The sequence below is a fragment of the Neobittarella massiliensis (ex Bilen et al. 2018) genome (genome assembly GCF_900289145.1).
Taxonomy (GTDB): Bacteria; Bacillota; Clostridia; order Oscillospirales; family Ruminococcaceae; genus Neobittarella; species Neobittarella massiliensis.
The window spans coordinates 114,742-136,325 of record NZ_OKQO01000002.1; the positions used below are offsets into that span (position 1 = coordinate 114,742).

The window sequence follows — 21,584 nt, forward strand, 5'->3', positions numbered from 1 at the left end:
ATACGGCAAACTTTTTTTCCTGAAAAGAGACTTTTGTCCTGTTCAGCCGCCTCGCCCCTCCGCTATACTGGGTGCTGGGCGCCGGCCGGGCCGGCGGCGCCGATCTAAAAAATGCCGCCCGCCGCCGCAAAATAGGGGAGGACTATTTTATGAACTATGATGTACTCATACAAAACGCCACCGTGCTCGATGCAGATATGCAGCTGCACACCGGCTGGGATATCGGTATCAGCGGGCAAAAGATCGCCGCGCTGGGCCCAGACCTTGCTGCAGATGCCGCCGTCCAGCTGGTAGACGGCAGCGGCAAACTCTACATGCCCGGCCTTATCGACGGCCACACCCACACCTGTCAGCAGCTCTTGCGGGGCCGTATTCTAGACGAGCTGCCCATGATCTGGACCCGCATCATGCTCCCGTTCGAGAGCGGCCTCGACCGGGAAACCGTCCAGGTCAGCGCCCAGCTGGCCTGCCTCGAGATGATAAAGTCCGGCACCACCGCCTTTGCCGATGCCGGCGGCCGCTTCATGGACGAAGTGGCCCAGGCGGTGGCCGATTCCGGTCTGCGCGCCGATCTCACCTGCTCCACCATCGATCAGCCCGGCGTCCCCGCCACCATGCGGGCCGATGCGCAGCAGGCGCTGCAAAATAACCGCCAGCTGTTTGCGCGCTGGCACCAAAAGGCGCAGGGGCGGCTCACCGTGTCCTTCTCGTTGCGCACGCTGCTCTCCTGCTCCCCCCAGCTAATAGCCGGCACCTTTGCCGCCGCCGAGGAGCTGGGCACCAGCGTACACGTACACATGAACGAGTACCCCGGCGAGGTAAATGCCTGTCTCGAAAAGTATAAGCTGCGTCCCATGGCCTATCTGGAGTCGCTGGGCGTACTGGGCAGTCGGCTGTTGGCTGCCCACTGTATCTTCGTCTCCGACAGCGAGATATCGCTCATGGCCGCGCGGGGCGTGCGCGCCGTACACTGCCCCTTCAGCAACAGCGGTAAAGGGGTACCGCCGGCCCCCCGCCTGCTCGAGCAGGGCATCCCCGTGGGCCTGGGCACCGACGGCGCCGCCCACGGCGGTCTCAGTCTCTGGAACGAGATGAAGATCCTGCGCTCGGTGCAAAACGCCGTCAACGGGGCCGCCACCGCCGATCCCGCCATCCTGCCCGCCGCCACCATCCTGCACATGGCCACCGCCGGCTCGGCCGCCGCGTTGGGGCGCCGCCATATCGGCCGTTTGGCCCCCGGCTATCAGGCCGATCTCATCGCCATCGATCTCTGTCAGCCCCACATCCTGCCCACCGCCGACCTCGTACATACACTGGTCGAAACGGTCACCGCCGCCGATGTCTGCGATTCGATGGTAGCCGGCCGGTGGCTCATGCGCGACCGGCAAGTAAAGACCATCGACGAAAAAGCTGTGCTGCGCCGCGCCGCCGACCTGCACAAACGGCTCATATGCAACTAAATAAAAAGGGGAGAACATCTTGATCATTACCATCATTGGCCTTTCCAGTCTGGCCGTCGGGGTGCTCATCGGCATTTCCGGCATCGCCGGCTTTCTGCTGCCCATCACCTTCGGGGGCTTTCTGGGCCTGCCGCTGGCCGACTCGCTGGCACTGGCCTTTTTGGCCTTTCTCACCTCCGGTATCCTCGGGGCCTGGTCCTATAAAAAAGAGGGCCACCTCGATATGCAGCTGGCGCTGCCGCTCTGCGCCGGCAGCGTGCTGGGCGCTCTGGGCGGGGTGTGGCTGAACACGCTCATCCCGGTAGATATCGCCAAAGTGCTGCTCTACACCGTGGTGCTGGCCTCCGGCATCTCGATCCTGGTCAAAAAAGACCGGCAAGGTCCGGGCAAAGATCGCTCGCCGCTCACCGCCAGCAAGCCGTTTTTGCTGCTCATGGGCGCAGTCACCGCCGCCATCTGCTCGCTCACCGGGGCCGGCGGTCCCATCCTGGTGGTGCCGCTGCTGGCGCTGCTGGGGGTCGACCTGCGGGCGGCCGTGGGCATCAGCCTGCTCGATTCGGTGGCCATCGCCCTGCCGGCCTGTGTCGGCTATATGGGTCAGGTGCAGGGCAAAAACTTCCTGCTGCTGGCCGCTGTCTGTGTCGTCACCCACGCTGTAGGGGTGCTGGTGGGGGCCAAAGTCGCGGGCAAAGTCAACCTGAAACTGCTCAAGTGGATGGTGGCTGCGCTGGCTATCGGCGCCTCCTGCTATATGCTGCTCAAAATGGTCCTGTAGCGCCGCTCAGGCTGTGTATACGACAGGCCTCCCGGCCGCCGATATCAAAAAGCCCTCCGCACCGTGCGGAGGGCTTTTGCCTTTACAGCTTAAAATCGTCGGGGTCAAAATCCATTGGCTTGGGCCGTGGCTTGGGCACCCGCTTTAAGGGGGCATACATAAACTTTTTGCAGCTGTAATAAGGGGCCACCACCCCTTTTTTATCGCACAGGATCAGGTCCTGCCCGCGCATGGCCCGCCCGTGTTCGCAGTAGTTGCAGCTGGGCTCGATAAATCTTCCAAATAATTTCTGGCTGTTGCCGAACAAAGTGGCACCGCTCCTATCTATGTGCTGACTTCTCTTGCGCAGCATCCATTTTCTGGCGGCGGGCATCGTTCCTCCGGTACCGCCGCTGCATCTCAGTATACCGCATTTTTTTACCGCCGTAAAGCGGTGTGCGGGCGGCAAAATTTCCACAGCGCACACAGGCAAAACAGCACCAGCAGCAGCGCGGTGGCCGGGCTGTTGTGGGCGGTTTTTAGGGGGATGGCCACATTCTGCCACACATCGGCGCTCTCGCTGGGCAGCAGCCCGTAAAGCAGCAAAAAAAGCCCCAGTGTCAGCACGCCGCTCAGCAGCCGGCAAAGCAGCAGCCGCCCCATGTCGGCCAGGTCCCCCAGGCAAAACAGCACCTGGCAAACGACCGAGAGCCCCGTGCACCCCAAAAAAAACGCCGCCGCGCACAGCCCCAGCTTGCCCGGCAGCCCGCTGGCCGCCGCACAGCCGGTCGTCACCTCCAGCAGCCCGCTCAGCAGCGCAGTCAGGTGGGCGGGCAGCGGCAGCCAGCGCCGCACCAGCTCCAGCAGCGCCGAAAAGGCGATCACATACCCGCAGATCGACAGCATCGAGGTCACCGCTGTGCTCACCGCTGTCACCAGTGCCGCCGAAAACGGGGGAAAGTTTTTTGCCTTTACAGCTGCCCTGGCTGGGGCGACCGCCGGCCCCCGCCGCCGGCCCGGCAGTCGGCTCAACAGCGCCCCCAGTATCAGCGCGCTCAGCACACAGCACAGGTAGTAGAGCCCGCCCACCGCAGCGCTGCCAAACATGCCCATGCCCACCCCGGTCACCACAAAGGCCGGCCCCGCGCCGATGCAGTACAGCGCCAGTCGCCGGGCCTCGTCTCCCGGCAGCTGTCCGCCATCGTACCCGGCGCGCACCAGCTTGGCCCCCACCGGAAAGCCGCCGATCATCGACATGGCAAACACGCTCCCCCCCTGGGGCGACACCCGCAGCACCCAGCGGCTCAGGGGCCGCAACAGCCAGCTGATCACCCGCGACATAGGGGTGTTCATCACCAGTCCGGCCACGATCATAAACGGGAACAGCGAAGGGATGAGCACTTTATAGCAGGTGGCCAGCCCCCGCAGCACCCCCTGCCGGGCCAGGTCTCCGCCGGCAGTCACCCCCCACAAAAGCAGCAGGCAAACGGCGATCTGCCAGCCCTCGCCGGCGTGTTTTTTCACTTTTCCCCACATAGCATACATCCAGTACCCCACTCCTTATCGGCCATTTTGCCTCCCCGCGGCAGATACTCGGCGGCCCGGGGGCTAAATGCAGCCGCTGGCTAATATATATGAACGGGAGGGATCGGCCATGAACAGACGCAGAAAAAACAAGCAGGGCGAAAAAAAGCCCTTTTCACTGCTGGTAGATACCAAGCAGCTCATCGACAGCGCCCACCTCACCGACAGCCGCATCGAGCTCATGGGCAATACCGAGGCCATCATCGAGGGCTGTCAGGGCGTACTGGAGTACGACGAGAGCGTCATCGTGCTCAGCCTGGGCAAAATGCAGATAAAGTTCGAGGGGGAAGACCTGTCCCTCAAATGCATGAGTGATACCGATGCGATCGTCCAGGGCAGATTTGTCACCATCGAGTACATGCACTAGGGAAGAGATACGGCCGCCCGGCCGGTCACAAGAAGAAAAAGGGGGAGACAGGGTTTGTATCTGGTCTCGTTTATCCGCTGGCTGCTGGGCACCGTGCAGTTTCGCCTGCGCGGCATCTTCAGCGAGCGGTTCATCAATCTGGTAAACAAAAACGGCCTGCGCCTGTGGGGCCTGCAAAAAGAGCCCGAGGGCTTTACCGCCAACACCGTGGCGCGCGACTACAAGCAGATGCACCACCTGGCCCGCAGTACCGGCGTGCGCCTGCGCATCCAAAAAAAGAAGGGGCTGCCCTTCTGGGCGCGCCGCTACCGCAAGCGCATCGGCGCTGTGGTGGGTCTGCTGCTCTGCGCCGGGTTTCTGCTGCACATGTCCCACCTCACCTGGACCATCCAGGTCACCGGTAACGAGAAGGTCAGCACCCAGTCCATTTTGCAAACACTGTCCGACCTGGGGGTCAATAAGGGCAAAGACCTGCGGCGGCTCAACCGCAAAGCCACCGAGGAAAAGGCGCTGCTGGCGCTGCCCGACCTGGCCGATATGACCATCTCCAACAAGGGTACCCAGCTGTTTATCGAGGTGCGCGAGCAGCAGAAAAAAGGCGAGATCGTCGACCCCCGCCAGCCCTGCGACATCGTCGCGGCCAAAAAGGGCAAGATCCTGCGCATCCAGCCGCTGGAGGGTCACCCTCAGGTGGAGATCGGCCAGTATGTAGGGCAGGGGGATGTGCTCATCAGCGGCATGTTTCAGGACTACTGGCAGCGCACCGTCTACAAGCACGCGCAGGGCGAGGTCTGGGCCCAGACCGAGGAGAAGGTCTCCTATCTCATCCCCCTGCAAAAGACCGAATGGGTCCCCGCCGGCGAGGCCAAAGAGCAGCGCGTGCTCGACCTGTTCGGCTTCAAGCTGCCCCTGTACTTTCCCAAAAAACTGGAGGGGGAGTTCATGATCCAGAAAAAGAAGTGGGATCTCAAACTGCTCTCGGTCGAGATCCCCATCGACCTCATCACCCAAAAGATCACCCCGGTCAAAAGTCAGGTCCGCACGCTCACCTCCGAGGAGGCCAAACAGCAGGCCGACGAGCAGGTGCAGGCCTTTATGGCTCAAAACTACAAAGATCTCGCGCCGCAGTGCGCCGTCACCCAGCTCGAGGAGCGCGACGGCAGCCTGTTCGTCGAGTACACTGTGACCTGTGAAGAAAATATAGCAAAATCACAAGAAATTTCGCAATAATACTGTTACATTTTCTAGTTTTGTGCTATAATCAAAGTAAATTTCTCGCCCCGCAGAAAAAGACTGGCCCCGGTCGGTCGCCGCTGCGGTGCAGCCAGCTATCCCGACGGCCGGCAGCCCGGGCGCCACTGTGCGCCGGTCGCCCCGGTGTCGGGATATGTCTGGATAGGCGGCAGTTTTTGGCCTCCGGGCCCAAAGGCATCGCCGCCACAGCGCTATGATGATCGAGGTATGTACATGGAAGAACTTTTACTGGAGGGCTGTACCCCCCAGCAGCTGGCCGAGCTGTTTGGCCGCTTCGACGAGAACGTCAAGCAGATCGAGCGGCGCTTCGGGGTGCGCATCACCTCCCACGACGGGGCGGTGCGTCTCGACGGCGACGAGGTGCAGACGGCAGGGGCCAAAAAGGCGATCGAGAACCTGCTGCTCATCCAAAAAAGCGGCACCCCGCTAGACGACCAAAACGTGCGCTATTCGCTCGAGTTGGCCGCCGGCGGCGACAGCCAGCCGCCCCCGGTCGCCGACGGCGACATCGTCTGTCTCTCGGCCAAGGGCCGCCCCATCAAGGCCAAGACCTTCGGCCAAAAAAAATATGTCGAGGCCATCGCCCAAAATTCGGTGGTGTTCGGCATCGGCCCCGCCGGCACCGGCAAGACCTATCTGGCCGTGGCTATGGCCGTCAAGGCCTTTCGCGCCGGCGAGGTCGAGAAGATCATCCTCACCCGCCCGGCGGTCGAGGCGGGCGAAAAACTGGGCTTTTTGCCCGGCGACCTGCAGATGAAGGTCGATCCCTATCTGCGCCCCCTGTACGACGCTCTGTTTGACATGCTCGGCGCCGAGACTTTCTATAAGTATCAGGAGCGCGGCAACATCGAGGTGGCGCCGCTGGCCTACATGCGCGGCCGCACTTTAAACGAGTCGTTCATCATTCTGGACGAGGCCCAAAACACCACCCCCGAGCAGATGAAGATGTTCCTCACCCGCCTGGGGGCCGGCTCCAAAGCAGTGGTCACCGGCGACATCACCCAGATCGACCTGCCCGACAGCCGCCAGTCCGGCCTGGTCGTCGCCGCCCGCATCGTGCGCGACGTGGAGGATATCGCCCAGATATATTTTACCGAAAAAGACGTGGTGCGCCACCGCCTGGTCATGGAGATCATCCGGGCCTACGAGCGCTACTACCAAAAACAGGAAAATAAAAAGGCCCGCTCACCAGAGCAGCCCCATACAGATAAGAGGTAAAAATGGGCGTACGTGTAAAAGTAGTGCCGGTAAAAGATCGGCACAGTGACGTGAGGAGAAACACCATGGCTAGTGTAAAAGTTTTGATCACCAACAAGCAAAAACAGGTCAAGCTGCCCTCTGGGCTGCGCCTGCTGGTCCGCCGTGCCTGCACTGCTGTGCTGGCCGCCGAGCAGTTCCCCGGCCCGGCCGAGGTGAGCGTCACCTTCGTCGACAACGAGCAGATCCAGGAGCTCAACGCTGCCTATCGCAACAAAGATATACCCACCGACGTGCTCAGCTTTCCCCTGGGCAAAGACGGCGTGTACGACAAGAATATGGAGACCGGCGCCTTCGTGCTGGGCGATATTGTCATCTCCGCCGAGCGCGCCCAGTCCCAGGCCGAGATCTACGGCCACTCCTTCCAGCGCGAGATCGCCTTTCTCACCACCCATTCCATGCTGCACATCCTCGGCTACGACCACGAAGGCGGCGGCTTGGAGCAGGTGCGCATGCGCGAAAAAGAAGAGGCGATCATGCTCAAACTGGGCCTGCCCCGCAACGCCAGCTACGTCGACGAAGACATCCTAAAATAAAAAGGCCCGCCCCCGCCCGGCCGCAAACATCTGTGCGGCCATCTGGTCCCGGTCCGGTGCCGGTCTTTCGCCCGCCGCACAGCATCGGCACCCGGGTCCGGTCTGCCGGCTTACATAGAGGGCGGGCGGAGCTGCCGGCCATTAAGGGGGCGATAAGGTGCCAAAACAGCGCCCAAAAGGGCTGTTTTTACAATTTGTTCACAGTTTTGGACATGCCTTTCGCGGCCTTTTTTGGGCGCTGGGCAGCCAGCGCAACCTGCGCTTTCACCTGGCAGCCGCCGTCTGGGTGTGCTACTTGGGCTTTTTCGCCCGCTTTTCAGCCGGCCAGTGGGGCCTGATCGCCCTGTGCTGCGGCAGTGTGTTGGCCGCCGAGCTCGGCAACACCGCGCTGGAGGTACTGTGCGACAAGGTCTGCCCCGAACACGACAGCGCCATCGGCCGCTGTAAAGATGTAGCGGCCGCCGCCGTGCTGGTGGCGGCCATAGCCGCGGCCGCCGTCGGCCTGCTGCTCTTTTGCCAGTCAGGCCGCCCGGCACGGCTGCTCGCCGCTCTGCGCAGCCCCTGGCCGTTGCCGCTCACCGCCCTGCTGCTTTTAGCCAGCTGGTTGCTGGTGCGCGGCGGTCTTAATAAAAAATAACAGCCGCCAGCCGCCCCCGCCCCATGCCCGCAAAACGCGGTGGGGCGGGCCGGCCGGCGTTTACCACGAGAGGAACGACTTATGACAGATACCCCCCGCCCCGAGCCAATGGGCAGCAGATCGGTCTTTGTGAGCATCGTGGGCCGCCCCAACGTGGGCAAGTCCTCGCTGCTCAATGCCATCCTGCAAGAGAAGGTGGCCATCGTCTCCGACAAGCCCCAGACCACCCGCACCAAGATCACCGGCGTGCTCACTCAAAACGAGACGCAGATGGTCTTTATCGACACGCCCGGCCTGCACAAAGGCAAGACCAAGCTCAGCGCCCACATGGTCAAGGCGGTAGGTCAGGCCATCGGCGACGTCGATGTCAGCGTGCTGGTCACCGAGCCCTCCGGCCCCATCCGCGAAGCCGAGGAGCAGCTGCTGGCCGATATTGGTGCCTCCGGCGCCCCGGCCATTCTCTGTGTCAACAAAATAGACACCGTCGATAATAAAGAGCAGCTGCTCGCCCGCGCTGCCCAGTTCACCCAAAAAGCCGATTTTGCCGCGGTGTTCTTTATCTCCGCCACCCAGCGCGACGGGGTAGACGACCTCATCGCCGCCCTAAAGGACTACGCCGTCGAGAGCCCCCACTTTTTCCCCGACGACGCCCTGACCGACCAGCCCGAACGGGTCATCGTCTCCGAGATCGTGCGCGAGAAGATCCTGCGCAACATGTTCGAGGAGATCCCCCACGGCACCGCCGTGGTAGTCGAGAAGTTTAAAGAGCGCCCCGGTCAGGACCTGGTGGATATCGACTGTACCGTCTACTGCGAGCGGCAGTCCCACAAGGGGATGATCATCGGCAAGCAGGGCAGTATGCTCAAAAAAATACTCTCCCAGTCCCGCCAGGATATCGAGCAGTTTTTGGGCTGCCGGGTCAACCTGCAGTGCTGGGTCAAGGTAAAAGAGGACTGGCGCAACAAAGAGGGGCTCATCAAAAACTTCGGCCTGGTCGAGGAGTAGCACCTCTCTCGGCGCCGCGTGTCGAAACGCGCCGCGCCCCCATCAGAAATATTTAAAACTTTATCCCCGTAAATCAGGCAAAACGCCAAAGAAACTTTTGGCAGACATACCGCCGCGACTTTTTGTGCACAGTAAGATCAAAGCGATCTTATACAAAAAGGAGGCGCGGCGGATGAAACAGGAGCCCTTAGAGCTGCAGCTGTGGGACAGATTTGCGCACACCGGCGCGGTGGGCGACTATCTGGCCTACTGCCAGCAGGCACACACAGCAGAGGTACAGGCCATTGAGCGGCATCTATTCAGTGAAAGGGATCGTAGTTAAAGAGGTGAAAGTCGGCGAGGCGGACAAGATCGTCCACATCCTGACCGACGGTCTCGGTCTCGTGTCGGCCTCCTGTAAAGGGGCCATGCGGGTGCGCAGCAGGCTGGTGAGCTCCACCAGCCTTTTGGCGTATTCCAGCTTTTCTCTCTATCAGGGCAAAAGCATGTACACCGTCGACGACGCCCGTATCGAGGTCCAGTTTTGGAATCTCCGCCAAGACGTGGTCAAGCTGTCGCTGGCCATGTATTTTTTAGAGCTGGTGCGCAAACTGGCGCCCGACGAGACCGACCTGCGCGGCCACCTGAAGCTGGTGCTCAACACGCTCTATTTTTTAGACAACGGCAAACGCGATATCTCTTACCTCAAGCCGCTCTTCGAGCTGCGGCTCTTGTCCATGAGCGGCTACATGCCCGACCTGGTGGGTTGCGCGCGCTGCGGCCAGTTTGTCGATCAGGGCATGTACTTTAGCCCCCAGAGCGGCGACCTCATCTGCCGCGAATGCCACCTCCCCGTCGACGACAGCCACTATACGCTGCTGGGGTCGGGGCTGCTGGCCGCCATGCGCCACATCATCTACAGCGATTTCTCCCGCCTCTTCAACTTCCGGGTAGATGCCACTACGCTCGCCACCCTCGAAAAACTGGCCGAGCAGTACCTCATCTATCAGACCGACGGCCGCTTCAAGGCGCTGGACTTTTATAAAGGTCTGCTGTGACCGCCGGCGGCAAACGCCGCCAGAGCCCACTTGTCGCGAAAGCTTTTCTACATAGCCTGTATGCCGGGCGGCGCCCGATCGGTCCGCCGCCTGTCGATCACATAATAATAACTGCCGCGACGGCCCGTTTTTTCGGGCCGCATACCCATTTAGACCCGAAAAAACGGGCATGAGGAGCAGTATGGACATCCAAAAACACTTTAAATTGCTGGAATTCGATAAGATCGTACATACCCTGCAAAAGCGCACCTTCTGCGAAAAAAATACCCAGCTCGACCCCCAGGAGCTGCTCAGCCAGAGCTACGCCGACGCCGTGGCCTCCCTCGACCGCACCGACGAGATGTACACGCTGTTTTTGCGATACTCCGAGCCGGGGATCGGCCACATTCACGACGTGACCCAGCCGCTCACACGCGCGCAAAAAGGCGGCGTGCTCTCCATCCGCGAGCTGCTCAACGTGGCCAGACTCATGGCCGGCTGCCGCGACGCGCTCAGCTGGTACCGAAACTGTGAGGGGACCACCGGCGTACTCGATCCCTATTTCGATCAGCTGGTGTTCCACAGCGAGATCTACCGCCGTATCGACAGCGCCATCGAGAATGAGGAGGAACTGGCTGACACCGCCAGCGACGAGCTGTTCTCCATCCGCCGGGCCATTCTGCGGGCGCAAAACCGTGCCCGCGAAAAGCTCGACGCCATCATCCACTCCAGCACCCAGCAAAAATACCTGCAAGAGAGCATCGTCACCATGCGCGACGGCCGTTTCGTGTTGCCGGTCAAGCAGGAGTATAAGGGCTCACTGCCGGGCCTGGTACACGATACCTCCCAAAGCGGGGCCACCCTTTTCGTCGAGCCCATGGCCGTAGTCGAGCTCAACAACGAGGTGCGCATAGGCAAAGTCAAAGAGCAGCAGGAGATCGAGCGCATCCTGGCCGAGCTCACCGATTTCGTGGTGGGCGTGCGGCAGGATATCCTCTACGATTACGATCTGCTCTGCCAGATCGACCTGCTCATGGCCAAGGCCCGCCTGGCCCGCCTGTACGACTGCACCAAGCCCCTGCTGGGCGACGACCTGCAGATCGAGCTGCGCCGGGCCCGCCACCCGCTCATCGCCAAAGAGGTGGTGGTACCGGTCGATATCTCGCTGGGTCAGCAGTACGATACTCTGGTCATCACCGGCCCCAACACCGGCGGCAAAACAGTGTGTCTCAAAACGCTGGGCCTCTTTGCCCTCATGGCCAAAGCGGGGCTGCTCATCCCCGCCGCTCAGGGCAGCCGGATGGGCTATTTCAGCGGCATCTTTGCCGACATCGGCGACGAGCAGAGCATCGAGCAGTCTCTCTCCACCTTCTCCTCCCACCTGGTCAACATCGTCGATATCCTAAAATACGCCGGCAGGGGGTCGCTGGTGCTGCTCGATGAGCTGGGCGCCGGCACCGACCCCACCGAAGGCGCGGCGCTGGCCATCGCCATACTGGAGCACCTGCGCTCGGTGGGCTGCAAAACGGCCGCCTCCACCCACTACGCCGAGCTCAAGATGTACGCCCTCAAAGAGGGCGGGGTCGAAAACGCCAGCTGCGAGTTCGATGTCGAGAGCCTGCGCCCCACCTACCGGCTCATCACCGGTGTGCCCGGCCGCTCCAACGCCTTTGCCATCGCCGGTAAACTGGGCATCAACCGCATGATCATCGATACGGCCAAGGGCTATGTCCAGTCCGACGACCTCAAATTCGAGGACGTCATCGAGAGCCTCGAGCAAAAGCGCGCCGAGCTGGTCCACCAGACCGAGCTGGCCGAGCACTACGCCCGAAAGGCCAGGCGCCAGCAGGAGGAGAGCAAAAAGGAGATCGACCGCCGCCTGCGCCAGGCAAAAGACGAGACCGAGCGCGCCCACTACTACGCCAGCACCGTCATCGACAAGGTCAAGCGCGAGAGCGAGCAGGTCATCGCCGAGATCAAAGAGCGCCACCGCAAAAAAGATGCGTCCCTCACCCCCGGTGCGGTGCGCAACCGGGTGGATAAGCTCTACGACATCGCCGGCAAACCGATAGAGTCCGACGATCACTACCAGCTGCCCCGGCCGCTGCGCCCCGGCGACACCGTCACCATCAAAGGTATGAACGCCCCGGCCGAGGTACTGCGCGTCACCGGCAAAAAAGCCGAGGTGCAGGCCGGCGCCATGAAGACCACCGTCACCCTCGACCGGCTGCGCCTGCTCGAGACGCCCAAAAAGAAAAAGAGCCAGAGCTACCGCGGCCCGCGCAGCAAAGCCAGTGCCAAAGTCGAGATGGAGATCGATGTGCGCGGTATGAACGTAGAGGAGGCCACCATGGAGATCGACAGCTTTATCGATCAGGGGCTGCTCTCCGGCCTCACCCAGCTGAGCATCATCCACGGCAAAGGTACCGGTGCCCTGCGCAAAGGCATCCACGAGTACCTGCGCCACCACAAAAATGTGGCCGGCTATCGCCTGGGCACCTTTGGTGAAGGCGAGGCGGGCGTCACCATCGTCACCATTCAATGATCACACTAAAAATATGCCACCTGTCAGCCGACAGGTGGCATATTTATCGCGTTCTGTTATCTGCTTTATAGGGGGCGATAGCAGGCAGATCCACAGTCCGCTGCTTCCGGCGGGCCCGTCCAAACAGCCGGGTCGGTAAGCGCATGGACTCATGCCCTGCGGCGCCGGCTAAAAGCGTCATCTGCCACTCGGCTGTTCTTCAGCCAGCTGGACCTTCAGAGGCCTGCTGTCAAAAAACGGCTTTTGATACAGTGCTCAGTACGCTCCGGGTGGCGGCGATCTTTAGATCGCGGTCCCACGGCGACTGTTCGTCTCGCCCTCTAATAGCCAATAATCGACGGCAGCGGGTAAGTCGCGCAGAGTAAAAAACAGGTCCAGCTGGTCAAGTTCCGCCGATGGGAAGCTGCTTTTCGCGCCGGTACCCGCACAGAGATCGGTGTGCAGATCGTTGGGGCCCCGGCTCTGCATACTGCTCCTTCAGGGTTCGCCGCCGATCAGGTAGAGTAGTACAGGTAAACGGCTATGTCCAAGAGCGACCAGCCGTATGCACACTCATCAAAGTCGTATACCGTCACTGGGTCGCCAGCCGTTATGTTCATATTTGAAAGCAGGTAGTCCCCGTGGGTCAGGCCCAAATTGGTGTCGTTTCTTGCCAGCGCTGCCAGCTGTAACAAAAAGTCCTGATAGGCGCGTGCCGGCTGCCGGCCGCAGCGGCCAAATTTCTCTGCCGCCCTCTGCTGCCCGCTGCTGTTCTCTGCTGCCTGCTGCTGACTTAGCCAGGTGTTGCCCCTGCAAAAATGTGCGCTGCCTGGAATATCCGCTTCCTGGCCGGTACTGTCTCGACAGCGTGCCGATCTCCAAACTGTTGGCGCGGTCGTTAGGGCGCTCTGTTCTGTTCACCCGGCCGGCCGCAATTGTAAAAGCGGCCGCCAATACCGCCTGGGCCTCCTGCTGTCCGGCTGTGACCAGCTCGCCCCACAGCGGGCGGATCGGTGTGGCGGCAGGGGCTCCCCGCCTGAGCAAGGTACAGCAAAACGTCCATCTCGCTCAGCAGCTTGGACCTGCTTTGGTAGCTGGTGGCAGTCAGGTGCAAAATAAACGGGTGTGCCCAAATGCCCTGTGTGCGTGTCAGTATACGGTGTTGTGCGATTATCCCAACAATTCCAGCAAAGATGGCTCGCGGATAAAGGCCCGCACCAAAGGTCTTATCGGCGCGCGCTGTTGCATGCGCCGCCACTTCCTTTCTACCTATAAAAAGCGGGCCCTGCAGGTTTTCCCACAGAGCCCGGTATACCGCTCTAGCTATTCAGGTCCGCCCCCCGATCGCCCCGGGTGGCGGCACAGCAAAAACGGGCGCTGGGTCCCGCTGCTAGATATCACTTAACTGTTTTTTTGCGCGTGTTCGATCAGGGCAGTCACTACCTCAAATATCTGGCTTTTAACATGATCTGGTAATGTCTCAAACTCATCATAAAGCACCAGGTTTTTCACATGGTGTTCCTCCAGAACGTCCGCGAGCAGCATATCTGCCGTGACTTCCAGCGCGTTGGCTATCCGAATAAAAGTATCCAGCGCCGGCAACTTTACGCCGCGCTCGATCAAACTGATATAATTGTGGCTCAGATCCGCTTTTTCCGCCAGATCATCCTGTCTCCAGCCTTTTTGTACGCGGTATTTTCTTATCTGTTTGCCGATCGATGATAGATTTAAAGGCTTATTCATTGCCACCCCCACTGTCAGTAATACTCTGGTACTACTAGTATATGTGCGGAGGGTAAGATGATAAATAAACCATTGGGAATAAAATTATCACTAATGGGATGAAATTTGTGCACAAATATGGTATGCTATATGAGAACAAGTATACCGAAAGGAGTAATGAGATGGAAAAGCAGTTTTTTGAGCGGGATTATCGGGTGGATGAGGCGGAGGTCCTCCGGAGCGGCGGCTCCGAATTCTTTGGGCAGCTCACCCAAAAAGGTTTCTTCAAAGAGATGGCCGCGTATATAGACGCCATCCCTAAGCATGTCAGTGAAGAGGGGAGACAGACCTATGAGCAGCTGCTCGCCAAGTGTGACGAGATGGCCAAGCAAGGTGGAGGACAGGTAAAAGGCGTGATAAGCGAGGGGCCGGGCAGTGCCTCCATCCAGGTCACCCTCCCGGCCTTTGAATTCACCGACAGCGAGGAGATGGCCCTGATAAACGAGATCACCAGCAAGGCCAGCTCGATAGCCTTTTACTTAGGCGACGACAAATGTATCCGCATGCGCCTGGATATCGAATATTTTGTCGACGATATCACACAGCAGGAATACAGCGACAGTTTCGGGGAGATCCTGCAGCGCACGATGGGCCCCGCGTATAAAAGCGAGCTCGAAAACAAAAAAGATCAGCTCTAAACGCGAGCTGGTGCCCGGGCCAGTGTCGCTTACCGCCGATGCTGTCGGCACTGCCCCCTAAAGATAAGAGCCTGTAGAGAGCATCTTCTCTACAGGCTCTTATTGTGTCTCAAGCGGGTCTGTCCGCACTGTGCCGTGCGCCGGTCGGTTTTGTCGGCGCTGTGTTCTGCTCTGGGCAGCGCTTTTAGCGCCCGCTGCCCGTGCGCGATCATGTATACGGCCATCGCCGCCACCAGCAAAAGTACCGCCGCCCCAGTACCCAGGTTCATCTGCCGCTGCCAGCGGGCACTGCCGCCAAACTTGTGCAGCATCGCCGCCTGTAGCCAAAATACCGACACCAGCGCCGCCGCCATAGCAATAGCCCGGCTGGCCGCATAAATGGGGTCGCTCAACCGGCGGCTGCGCACAGAGCCGGCGATCGCCGCCCCAAAGCTGTAGAAGGTATAACCGGCTGCGGCATAGATGAGGTGGCCGGGGTAGGTGATCACCTTGCCGCCGTATAGAACACCGGCGGCGACCCCCATGACGGCGGCAGTCAGCACCAGCAGTAAATACCCGCAAAAGCGATATTTGCGGTGATCGGCAGCCGGGTCTCGGTGAGCCCCCCGCAGGTGGTGCAGCAGCAAAAAGCGCGCCGTACTCAAAAGCAGATAGTAGAGGGCTTCAGCTCCCAGCCACCAGGCCCGGTACTGGTGGCCGGCTGCCAGCTTGTACAGCGCGTATACTGTGTTCGCGCCCAGCGACAGGTAAAGCGTCACCCGCATCCGAAAGCCGTGCTCGGTCCGGTAGCGGCGTACCAGCGGCCTGCCGCCCAGCCACCGCCCGGCGCCCCGCAGCAGCCGGTAGGCCCGCGCCGCCGTGGCCGCCGCCACGTAAAAGGTCGGCATATACAGGGCCGGCGCAGCTGCCGTGGGTGGGTGGCGCGCCGTCAAAGCGGCGACCGGTCCCATCACAGCGATCGGCGACAACAGCAGCAAGACCCACCAGTGGGGGTACAGTATGCGGGTCCACAGCGGCCGTTTGGGGCTTTTCTCTAGTGGCGGCTGTGGCACAGCGGCACCAGGCACAGCAGCATCGCGATACCCAATATCCCCACGGCAATACCGGGTACCAAAAGTCCGCTCCACACCATGCTCATGCACATGCCGAGTCCCAATGTCAGCGCGCCTGCTGCGCCCAGGGCCACCGTGCCCACCGCTCGGCCGCTTATTGCCGGCCAGCGCTTGCCGTGTCCGCGGCGGTGCACAGCCAGTGCAGCCACTAAAAATAGCAGCCCTGCCGCCCCGGTGATCACGCCCGGTCCAAAGGTGTCCCACTGGGTAACGGTACACATGCACATGCCCAAAGAGAAGGCGATCCCACCGACCGCACCCATCAGCATCGTCACCAGATCGATCTTTTTCATCTCTCTCTCCTCCCGGCCCGCCGGTCCTGCTGGCACTGCCGCTCTTCTCGCTGCTGTACAACACGCGCCCGCGCCTGTTGGGTGCTCTCACCATCCTGTGCCAAAAAGGCGTCGATAAAGCGGTCCTCGATCTTGCGGTAGCTGTCCACCACCTTTTTTTCGATCTTGCGGTAGCCGCCTACCACCGCGTCTTCTATCGGCCGGTTGACCTCTCTCAGTTTTGACATCGCCGTCTCCTCCTATTATCACAACACTTGTCCAGATCGTCTATATCCAGTATAATGTAGAAAAAGTACCGGTACAATCATCAGATCGCCCACATCTGTAGCGATAATAAAAAGGGGGGAGACCGCCCTGAATACGCCCAACAACCGGCGCAAACGCGCCTCGATACAAAAAATACAGGCCGCCTTTATACAGTTGCTGCAGCACACCGAGCTCGATAAGATCACCGTCACCGCCGTCTGTCAGATCGCCGGTGTCAACCGCACCACTTTTTACGCCAGCTATCTCGATATCTTCGATCTGGCCGACGCCGTGCAAAAAGAACTGGAGCGGCAGGTGGCCGAGCTGTATCAAGATGAGCGGGAGCAAAAGTATAACAGCAACGACTTTTACAAGCTCTTTTGTCACATCTATCAAAATCAGCTTTTTTACCAGACGTATTTTAAGCTCGAGCACCCGGGCAGCACCGGCGCGCTCGGGGTCGCCGAGTACGATACCCGCCAGGCAGCCGCCTACTACGGCGACCGCTATATCGATTACCATATCGAGTTTTTTCGGCACGGCCTCAACGCCATCATCAAAAAGTGGCTGCAAAACGGCTGCCGCGAGACCCCGCAGCAAATGGCCGAGATCCTGCGGGCCGAGTACGGTCCCAAGTAGCGGTGGGCGGCCTGTTTTATGCCGCCCCGGCTGTTTTCGGCACTGCAGGCGCCCGCCCAAAAAAGAGAGCGGACACAACTTCAGCTGTGTCCGCTCTCTTTTTTTGTAACATAAGGCTTAAAATGCTGCCGGGTGTGCCGGCCTACTCGCCAAACACCTGCTTTTTCATCCGCAGGCCGGTCGGGGTGGTGGCCACGCCTCCCTTGGCGGTCTCCCGCAGCGACTCGGGCAGCAGTCTGCCCACCTTGCGCATGGCGCTCACCACCTCGTCAAACGGTATCTGGCTCTTAATGCCCGCCATCGACAGGTCGCTGCACAAGATCGCGTTCACCACGCCCGAGGCGTTGCGCTTGGCGCAGGGGATCTCCACCAGTCCGGCCACCGGGTCGCACACCAGCCCCATCACGTTCTTGATGGCGATGGCCGCCGCCGACAGGCACTTCTCGGCGTCGCCGCCGCGCAGCTCGACCAGCGCCGCCGCCGCCATGGCCGCGGCCGAGCCGCACTCGGCCTGGCAGCCGCCTTCAGCGCCCGATACCGTGGCGTTGCGGGCAATGATCATCCCCACGTAGCTGGCCGCGGCAAAGGCCTTTAGCAGCTGCTCGTCGCTGGCGCCGAGCTGTTCGGCCACTGCAAACAGCGCCCCCGGCACGATCCCGCACGACCCGGCGGTAGGGCAGGCCACAATGGCTCCCATCGAGGTGTTCACCTCAAAGCACGACAGCGCATACGCCACCGCCTTGGCAGTGGGGCCGCCCAGCAGCGGTGCGCCCTGCTGCAAAAAACTATTTAGCAAACTGGCGTCGCCCCCGGTCAGTCCGCTCACCGAAGGCACCGGCTGCTTTAGCGTGGCGCGGCAGGCCTTTTCCATCACCGCCCGCCGCCGGGCCAATTTGGCAAACACCAGCTCGCGGCTGCACTCGCTGTTTTGCATCTCCTCTTCTATGGCTACCTCAGCTATCGTCTTGCCGGTCTGCGCGCAGTGCGCCGCCAGCTCATGACCGTATCTAAACACGCTGTATCCTCCCTTAAAGGCTTTAAAACTTGTCCATGGTCAGCACGTCGACCATGTGCTCTAGCTGCCCGATCTTCTCCACCACGTCGCCATCCACCAGCGTATCGGTCTCAATAATGGCGGTGGCCAGCTTGCCCTTCTGGCTGCGCGCCAGGTTGATGGTCACGATATTGACCTCCGCGTCCGAAATGCACGACACCACATTTTTGATCACGCCCACTTTATCGTGGTGCTTGGTCACAATGGTCGGGTACTCGCCGGTTATGCCGGTGTCAAAGCCGTCGATGCCGATAATGCGCACCGCGCCCCCCCCCACCGAGCACCCGGTCAGCACGTGGCGTATACCGCCGGCGTCGGTCAACTCCACCTGTACGGTATTGGGGTGTACCTCGCCCAGGTCGGCCTCGGTAAATTTTACCTCTATGCCCCGCTGCCGGCAGATCTCCAGGGCGTTTTTTATGTCCGGGTCGTCCGTCTGCATGCCCAACACGCCGGCGGCCAGCGCCCGGTCCGAGCCGTGCCCCTTATAGGTGCTGGCAAACGAGCCGTGCAGCCTGAATACCGCCTTTACCACCGGTGCCGTACACAGCATGCCGGCCGCGCGCCCAATGCGCAGCGCCCCCGCCGTGTGCGAGCTCGAGGGCCCGATCATGATGGGCCCCAAAATATCAAAGAGGCTGGTGCTGGAACTGTCCATGACAATACTCCTTTTTGCAACGTCTTGCCGCGCTCAGGCCGCTCGCCGGCTCTTTTTTTTGCCGCCGAGCCGGATCTGTGCGCCGCCAAAACCGTATTTTCCCGTACCTGTACCTTATATTATCCAAAATGACCGGGCGAAAGTCAACTAAAAAGGGCCTACATATCGGGCGGGGCGCATACATTGTAAAAGCGGCGTGCTTTTTGCCAAAACAGCGGGACAAGATACCGCCAATAGGGGAGGGAGATCTATCCGATGATCAGCAGTTTTTACGACTTGAAAAACAAAGACGTCATCAGTATATCCGACGGCGTCAAACTGGGAGAGGTGTGCGACCTGGAGTTCGACGGCGACACCGCCCAGATAACCGCCCTGATCTTGTTTGGCCGGCTCAAATTTTTCGGCCTTTTGGGCCGCACACCAGACATCATCATCAAGTGGGGCGACATTCAGAAGATCGGCCGCGACACGGTGCTGGTACACTATACAGAGCAGCCCCAGCTGCGCAAAAAAAAGAGCGGGATGCTGGACAAATTTTTCAGTTGACCCGTTGCATTTTACCGGTACACATGCTATACTACCAAAGTACTGTTCTGATTTATGGCAAACTTGCCAGGTCAGGCAAAAATAAAACACACGCTGTACAGCCACAGAAGGTGCCCGCAACAGCAGGGTCTTCGCTGTGGAGGAAATACAGCGGCGGAAAAACCTAGGAGGAAAAATTCTATGGCAGCAGTATCCATGAAACAGCTACTCGAGGCCGGCGTGCACTTTGGCCACCAGACCAGAAGATGGAACCCCAAAATGGCTCCCTACATCTTCACCGAGAGAAACGGCATCTACATCATCGACCTGCAAAAGACGGTCAAAAAACTGGATGAGGCCTATAACTTCGTCCGCTCGGTAGCCGAGCAGGGCGACAGCGTGCTGTTCGTCGGCACCAAAAAACAGGCGCAGGAATCCATCCGCGACGAGGCCACCAGAGCTGGCGTGCACTATGTCAACGCCCGTTGGCTGGGCGGTATGCTCACCAACTTCCGCACCATCCGCAAGCGCATCGACCGCCTGTATCAGCTCAATAATATGAAAGAGGACGGCACCTTTGATCTGCTGCCCAAAAAAGAGGTCATCAAACTGAACCTCGAAATCGAGCGCCTCGAGAAATTCCTGGGCGGTGTCAAGACCATGGAGCGTCTGCCCGGCGCCCTGTTCATTGTCGATCCCAGAAAAGAGAAGATCGCCGTGTCCGAGGCCAAGAAGCTGCACATTCCCATCGTGGCCATCGTCGACACCAACTGCGACCCCGACGACATCGACTATGTCATCCCCGGCAACGACGACGCCATCCGCGCGGTCAAACTCATCTCCGGCGCTATGGCCAACGCCTACCTCGAGGGCCGTCAGGGCGAGCAGGTAGAAGACGCTGCCGCCGAAGAAGCCGAGGCATAAGCTTACTCAATTTTAAATAATAAGCAGAGTGCCCGCGCAGTACAGTTTGCACGGGCACTGCTTGGATAGACTAGATTTAGGAGGAACCAAAAATGGCATTTACCGCCAAAGACGTAAAAGAGCTGCGCGAAAAGACCGGCTGCGGCATGATGGACTGCAAGAAGGCCCTCACCGAGGCCGAGGGCGACATGGACAAAGCCATCGAGCTGCTGCGTGAAAAAGGCCTGGCCGCCGCCGCCAAAAAGTCCGGCCGCATCGCCGCCGACGGCCTGGTGTACGCCTATGTGGACGACGTGAACAAAGTGGGCGTCGTCATCGAGGTCAACAGCGAGACCGATTTCGTGGCCAAAAACGCCGAGTTCCAGGCCTTTGTCGACACCTGCGCCAAGACCGTGGCTCAGAAAAACCCCGCCGACGTGGCTGCCCTGATGGCCGAGAAGGCCGTCGACAGCGACATGACCGTCGAGGAGATGCTCCGCGAGAAGATCCTCACCATCGGCGAAAATCTTATCATCCGCCGTTTTGCCCGCTTCGAGGGCGATGTCGTCACCTACATCCACGGCGGCGGCACCCACGGCGTCATGGTGCTGTTCGACACCGATCTGGCCGGCAAGCCCGAGTTTGCCGCCTACGGCAAAGATGTCGCCATGCAGATCGCCGCGGCCAACCCCACCTTCGTGCGCAAGGAAGAGGTCCCCGCCGAGCAGGTCGAGAAAGAAAAAGAGATCCTCAAAGTACAGGCTCTCAATGAGGGCAAGCCCGCCAACATCGCCGAGAAGATGGTCATGGGCCGCATCAACAAGTTCTTTAAAGAGGTCTGCCTGTTAGAGCAGCCCTTCGTCAAAGATCAGGATCTGACGGTCGCCAAATACACCCAGAACACCGCCAAAGAGCTGGGTGGCAAGATCGAGATCGTCAAGTTCGTCCGCTTTGAAAAAGGCGAAGGCATCGAGAAGCGTCAGGACGATCTGGCCGCCGAAGTTGCCAAAATGGTAAAATAGATCAGTCGTCTCGTCTTGTGGCGATCTTAGGTGCAGGCCGCTCTCTGCGTAGAGAGCGGCCTGCACTTTTTTGCACGATCCGATAAAAAATCAGCGAAAAAAGGCCTGTTTTTACAGTTTGTTCACAATTTGATCGATGGGAAAGTAGAGAAAGACGGTAAAATTTTACCTGGTTTTTAATGATTTATCACCAAAAAATCACCTCTGCCTCAACGTAAAATTACAAAACTCTTAAATTTTACCGATTCTTATAGAATTCTTGCGCCGTTTTGTGTAAAATTGAGAAGATATCGGTGTATTTATTCGACAATAGGAGTC

The 21,584-nt window shown here is 59.8% G+C and carries 26 protein-coding genes; 16 read left to right on the plus strand and 10 right to left on the minus strand.

Translation table 11 applies throughout. The features are described from left to right. The first annotated feature begins 149 nt into the window (after nucleotides 1-149). Nucleotides 150-1,460 (plus strand): amidohydrolase family protein, encoded by a 1,311-nt coding sequence (locus tag C6Y32_RS03305; protein ID WP_105204089.1) that lies wholly within the window; start codon nucleotides 150-152, stop codon nucleotides 1,458-1,460. Nucleotides 1,461-1,479: 19 nt separating this feature from the next. Continuing rightward, nucleotides 1,480-2,235, plus strand: coding sequence for a sulfite exporter TauE/SafE family protein (locus C6Y32_RS03310; RefSeq protein ID WP_243562487.1), 756 nt, complete (start codon nucleotides 1,480-1,482; stop codon nucleotides 2,233-2,235). Nucleotides 2,236-2,317: 82 nt separating this feature from the next. On the opposite strand, the gene C6Y32_RS03315 is transcribed toward C6Y32_RS03310, so the two are convergent. Together C6Y32_RS03315 and C6Y32_RS03320 are read right to left on the minus strand one after the other, a co-directional pair. Beyond that, on the minus strand, nucleotides 2,318-2,542 hold the full coding sequence (locus tag C6Y32_RS03315) for a hypothetical protein (protein ID WP_243562489.1): 225 nt from the start codon (nucleotides 2,540-2,542) through the stop codon (nucleotides 2,318-2,320). 110 nt (nucleotides 2,543-2,652) lie between these two features. Continuing rightward, nucleotides 2,653-3,750 (minus strand): hypothetical protein, encoded by a 1,098-nt coding sequence (locus C6Y32_RS03320; RefSeq protein ID WP_129589377.1) that lies wholly within the window; start codon nucleotides 3,748-3,750, stop codon nucleotides 2,653-2,655. A gap of 118 nt (nucleotides 3,751-3,868) precedes the next feature. On the opposite strand from C6Y32_RS03320, the gene C6Y32_RS03325 reads away from it, so the two are divergent. The 9 genes from C6Y32_RS03325 to C6Y32_RS03360 all read left to right on the plus strand — a co-directional run bounded on the left by C6Y32_RS03325 (nucleotide 3,869) and on the right by C6Y32_RS03360 (nucleotide 12,415). After that, nucleotides 3,869-4,165: a YabP/YqfC family sporulation protein gene (locus C6Y32_RS03325; protein ID WP_164998115.1), complete on the plus strand. Its 297-nt coding sequence runs from the start codon at nucleotides 3,869-3,871 to the stop codon at nucleotides 4,163-4,165. A 54-nt stretch (nucleotides 4,166-4,219) separates the two neighbouring features. Next, entirely contained in the window at nucleotides 4,220-5,395 is a 1,176-nt protein-coding gene (locus C6Y32_RS03330) for a sporulation protein YqfD (RefSeq protein WP_105203752.1), read from the plus strand. A gap of 237 nt (nucleotides 5,396-5,632) precedes the next feature. Further along, a complete protein-coding gene (locus tag C6Y32_RS03335; RefSeq protein ID WP_243562491.1) occupies nucleotides 5,633-6,637 on the plus strand; it encodes a PhoH family protein in 1,005 nt (334 codons plus the stop codon). Nucleotides 6,638-6,702: 65 nt separating this feature from the next. Further along, nucleotides 6,703-7,212 carry an rRNA maturation RNase YbeY gene (ybeY, locus tag C6Y32_RS03340; protein ID WP_105204095.1) on the plus strand — a complete coding sequence of 170 codons (510 nt, stop codon included), beginning with the start codon at nucleotides 6,703-6,705 and terminating at the stop codon, nucleotides 7,210-7,212. 157 nt (nucleotides 7,213-7,369) lie between these two features. Then, complete coding sequence (locus tag C6Y32_RS03345; protein WP_105203754.1) at nucleotides 7,370-7,849, plus strand: diacylglycerol kinase family protein; 480 nt, start codon at nucleotides 7,370-7,372, stop codon at nucleotides 7,847-7,849. An 81-nt stretch (nucleotides 7,850-7,930) separates the two neighbouring features. After that, nucleotides 7,931-8,854, plus strand: coding sequence for a GTPase Era (gene era, locus C6Y32_RS03350; protein WP_105203755.1), 924 nt, complete (start codon nucleotides 7,931-7,933; stop codon nucleotides 8,852-8,854). Between the two features lie 172 nt (nucleotides 8,855-9,026). Next, on the plus strand, nucleotides 9,027-9,176 hold the full coding sequence (locus tag C6Y32_RS15255; RefSeq protein WP_164998116.1) for a hypothetical protein: 150 nt from the start codon (nucleotides 9,027-9,029) through the stop codon (nucleotides 9,174-9,176). Beyond that, nucleotides 9,157-9,891 carry a DNA repair protein RecO gene (gene recO, locus C6Y32_RS03355; RefSeq protein ID WP_164998117.1) on the plus strand — a complete coding sequence of 245 codons (735 nt, stop codon included), beginning with the start codon at nucleotides 9,157-9,159 and terminating at the stop codon, nucleotides 9,889-9,891. Before C6Y32_RS15255 ends, recO begins: the two co-directional genes overlap by 20 nt. 181 nt (nucleotides 9,892-10,072) lie before the next feature. Then, nucleotides 10,073-12,415, plus strand: coding sequence for an endonuclease MutS2 (locus C6Y32_RS03360; RefSeq protein ID WP_164998118.1), 2,343 nt, complete (start codon nucleotides 10,073-10,075; stop codon nucleotides 12,413-12,415). A gap of 282 nt (nucleotides 12,416-12,697) precedes the next feature. Here C6Y32_RS03360 and C6Y32_RS03365 read toward each other — a convergent pair whose 3' ends face one another. The 3 genes from C6Y32_RS03365 to C6Y32_RS03380 all read right to left on the minus strand — a co-directional run bounded on the left by C6Y32_RS03365 (nucleotide 12,698) and on the right by C6Y32_RS03380 (nucleotide 14,137). Further along, nucleotides 12,698-12,883, minus strand: coding sequence for a hypothetical protein (locus tag C6Y32_RS03365; protein WP_105203758.1), 186 nt, complete (start codon nucleotides 12,881-12,883; stop codon nucleotides 12,698-12,700). Between the two features lie 26 nt (nucleotides 12,884-12,909). Further along, nucleotides 12,910-13,230: a phosphotransferase gene (locus C6Y32_RS03370; protein ID WP_105203759.1), complete on the minus strand. Its 321-nt coding sequence runs from the start codon at nucleotides 13,228-13,230 to the stop codon at nucleotides 12,910-12,912. A gap of 565 nt (nucleotides 13,231-13,795) precedes the next feature. Then, complete coding sequence (locus C6Y32_RS03380) at nucleotides 13,796-14,137, minus strand: helix-turn-helix domain-containing protein (RefSeq protein ID WP_105203761.1); 342 nt, start codon at nucleotides 14,135-14,137, stop codon at nucleotides 13,796-13,798. A 161-nt stretch (nucleotides 14,138-14,298) separates the two neighbouring features. Between C6Y32_RS03380 and C6Y32_RS03385 the strand changes: the two genes are divergently transcribed. Continuing rightward, nucleotides 14,299-14,814, plus strand: coding sequence for a hypothetical protein (locus C6Y32_RS03385; protein ID WP_105203762.1), 516 nt, complete (start codon nucleotides 14,299-14,301; stop codon nucleotides 14,812-14,814). An 89-nt stretch (nucleotides 14,815-14,903) separates the two neighbouring features. Here the strand turns inward: C6Y32_RS03385 and C6Y32_RS03390 are convergent, their stop codons facing one another. The 3 genes from C6Y32_RS03390 to C6Y32_RS03400 all read right to left on the minus strand — a co-directional run bounded on the left by C6Y32_RS03390 (nucleotide 14,904) and on the right by C6Y32_RS03400 (nucleotide 16,446). Beyond that, entirely contained in the window at nucleotides 14,904-15,701 is a 798-nt protein-coding gene (locus tag C6Y32_RS03390; protein WP_164998119.1) for a hypothetical protein, read from the minus strand. A 146-nt stretch (nucleotides 15,702-15,847) separates the two neighbouring features. Further along, entirely contained in the window at nucleotides 15,848-16,219 is a 372-nt protein-coding gene (locus C6Y32_RS03395) for a hypothetical protein (protein ID WP_105203764.1), read from the minus strand. Continuing rightward, nucleotides 16,216-16,446, minus strand: coding sequence for a hypothetical protein (locus tag C6Y32_RS03400; RefSeq protein WP_105203765.1), 231 nt, complete (start codon nucleotides 16,444-16,446; stop codon nucleotides 16,216-16,218). The genes C6Y32_RS03395 and C6Y32_RS03400 overlap by 4 nt, the downstream gene beginning before the upstream one ends. A 193-nt stretch (nucleotides 16,447-16,639) precedes the next feature. Between C6Y32_RS03400 and C6Y32_RS03405 the strand changes: the two genes are divergently transcribed. Then, a complete protein-coding gene (locus tag C6Y32_RS03405) occupies nucleotides 16,640-17,104 on the plus strand; it encodes a TetR-like C-terminal domain-containing protein (protein ID WP_306418962.1) in 465 nt (154 codons plus the stop codon). A 142-nt stretch (nucleotides 17,105-17,246) separates the two neighbouring features. Here the strand turns inward: C6Y32_RS03405 and sdaAA are convergent, their stop codons facing one another. Together sdaAA and sdaAB are read right to left on the minus strand one after the other, a co-directional pair. Continuing rightward, complete coding sequence (gene sdaAA, locus C6Y32_RS03410) at nucleotides 17,247-18,119, minus strand: L-serine ammonia-lyase, iron-sulfur-dependent, subunit alpha (protein ID WP_105203767.1); 873 nt, start codon at nucleotides 18,117-18,119, stop codon at nucleotides 17,247-17,249. A gap of 22 nt (nucleotides 18,120-18,141) precedes the next feature. After that, nucleotides 18,142-18,816 carry an L-serine ammonia-lyase, iron-sulfur-dependent subunit beta gene (gene sdaAB / locus C6Y32_RS03415; protein ID WP_105203768.1) on the minus strand — a complete coding sequence of 225 codons (675 nt, stop codon included), beginning with the start codon at nucleotides 18,814-18,816 and terminating at the stop codon, nucleotides 18,142-18,144. A gap of 255 nt (nucleotides 18,817-19,071) precedes the next feature. On the opposite strand from sdaAB, the gene C6Y32_RS03420 reads away from it, so the two are divergent. From C6Y32_RS03420 to tsf, 3 genes are all read left to right on the plus strand, one after another. Continuing rightward, nucleotides 19,072-19,362, plus strand: coding sequence for a YlmC/YmxH family sporulation protein (locus tag C6Y32_RS03420; protein WP_105203769.1), 291 nt, complete (start codon nucleotides 19,072-19,074; stop codon nucleotides 19,360-19,362). 180 nt (nucleotides 19,363-19,542) lie between these two features. Then, the gene (rpsB, locus tag C6Y32_RS03425; RefSeq protein ID WP_105203770.1) at nucleotides 19,543-20,265 is read left to right on the plus strand and encodes a 30S ribosomal protein S2; all 723 of its coding nucleotides are present in this window, start codon (nucleotides 19,543-19,545) and stop codon (nucleotides 20,263-20,265) included. Between the two features lie 92 nt (nucleotides 20,266-20,357). Beyond that, nucleotides 20,358-21,266 carry a translation elongation factor Ts gene (gene tsf, locus C6Y32_RS03430; RefSeq protein WP_105203771.1) on the plus strand — a complete coding sequence of 303 codons (909 nt, stop codon included), beginning with the start codon at nucleotides 20,358-20,360 and terminating at the stop codon, nucleotides 21,264-21,266. Nucleotides 21,267-21,584: the final 318 nt, after the last annotated feature.

Bases quoted from the DNA above. Each gene is read 5' to 3' on its own strand.
- C6Y32_RS03390 (WP_164998119.1), bottom strand. From the start codon at position 15,701: ATGCCGACCTTTTACGTGGCGGCGGCCACGGCGGCGCGGGCCTACCGG.
- C6Y32_RS03380 (WP_105203761.1), bottom strand. From the start codon at position 14,137: ATGAATAAGCCTTTAAATCTATCATCGATCGGCAAACAGATAAGAAAA.
- C6Y32_RS03365 (WP_105203758.1), bottom strand. From the start codon at position 12,883: ATGCAGAGCCGGGGCCCCAACGATCTGCACACCGATCTCTGTGCGGGT.
- C6Y32_RS03420 (WP_105203769.1), top strand. From the start codon at position 19,072: ATGATCAGCAGTTTTTACGACTTGAAAAACAAAGACGTCATCAGTATA.
- C6Y32_RS03320 (WP_129589377.1), bottom strand. From the start codon at position 3,750: ATGTGGGGAAAAGTGAAAAAACACGCCGGCGAGGGCTGGCAGATCGCC.
- ybeY (WP_105204095.1), top strand. From the start codon at position 6,703: ATGGCTAGTGTAAAAGTTTTGATCACCAACAAGCAAAAACAGGTCAAG.
- C6Y32_RS03305 (WP_105204089.1), top strand. From the start codon at position 150: ATGAACTATGATGTACTCATACAAAACGCCACCGTGCTCGATGCAGAT.
- C6Y32_RS03360 (WP_164998118.1), top strand. From the start codon at position 10,073: ATGGACATCCAAAAACACTTTAAATTGCTGGAATTCGATAAGATCGTA.
- C6Y32_RS03400 (WP_105203765.1), bottom strand. From the start codon at position 16,446: ATGTCAAAACTGAGAGAGGTCAACCGGCCGATAGAAGACGCGGTGGTA.
- era (WP_105203755.1), top strand. From the start codon at position 7,931: ATGACAGATACCCCCCGCCCCGAGCCAATGGGCAGCAGATCGGTCTTT.
- sdaAB (WP_105203768.1), bottom strand. From the start codon at position 18,816: ATGGACAGTTCCAGCACCAGCCTCTTTGATATTTTGGGGCCCATCATG.
- C6Y32_RS03335 (WP_243562491.1), top strand. From the start codon at position 5,633: ATGGAAGAACTTTTACTGGAGGGCTGTACCCCCCAGCAGCTGGCCGAG.
- C6Y32_RS15255 (WP_164998116.1), top strand. From the start codon at position 9,027: ATGAAACAGGAGCCCTTAGAGCTGCAGCTGTGGGACAGATTTGCGCAC.
- C6Y32_RS03395 (WP_105203764.1), bottom strand. From the start codon at position 16,219: ATGAAAAAGATCGATCTGGTGACGATGCTGATGGGTGCGGTCGGTGGG.
- rpsB (WP_105203770.1), top strand. From the start codon at position 19,543: ATGGCAGCAGTATCCATGAAACAGCTACTCGAGGCCGGCGTGCACTTT.
- C6Y32_RS03325 (WP_164998115.1), top strand. From the start codon at position 3,869: ATGAACAGACGCAGAAAAAACAAGCAGGGCGAAAAAAAGCCCTTTTCA.
- tsf (WP_105203771.1), top strand. From the start codon at position 20,358: ATGGCATTTACCGCCAAAGACGTAAAAGAGCTGCGCGAAAAGACCGGC.
- C6Y32_RS03385 (WP_105203762.1), top strand. From the start codon at position 14,299: ATGGAAAAGCAGTTTTTTGAGCGGGATTATCGGGTGGATGAGGCGGAG.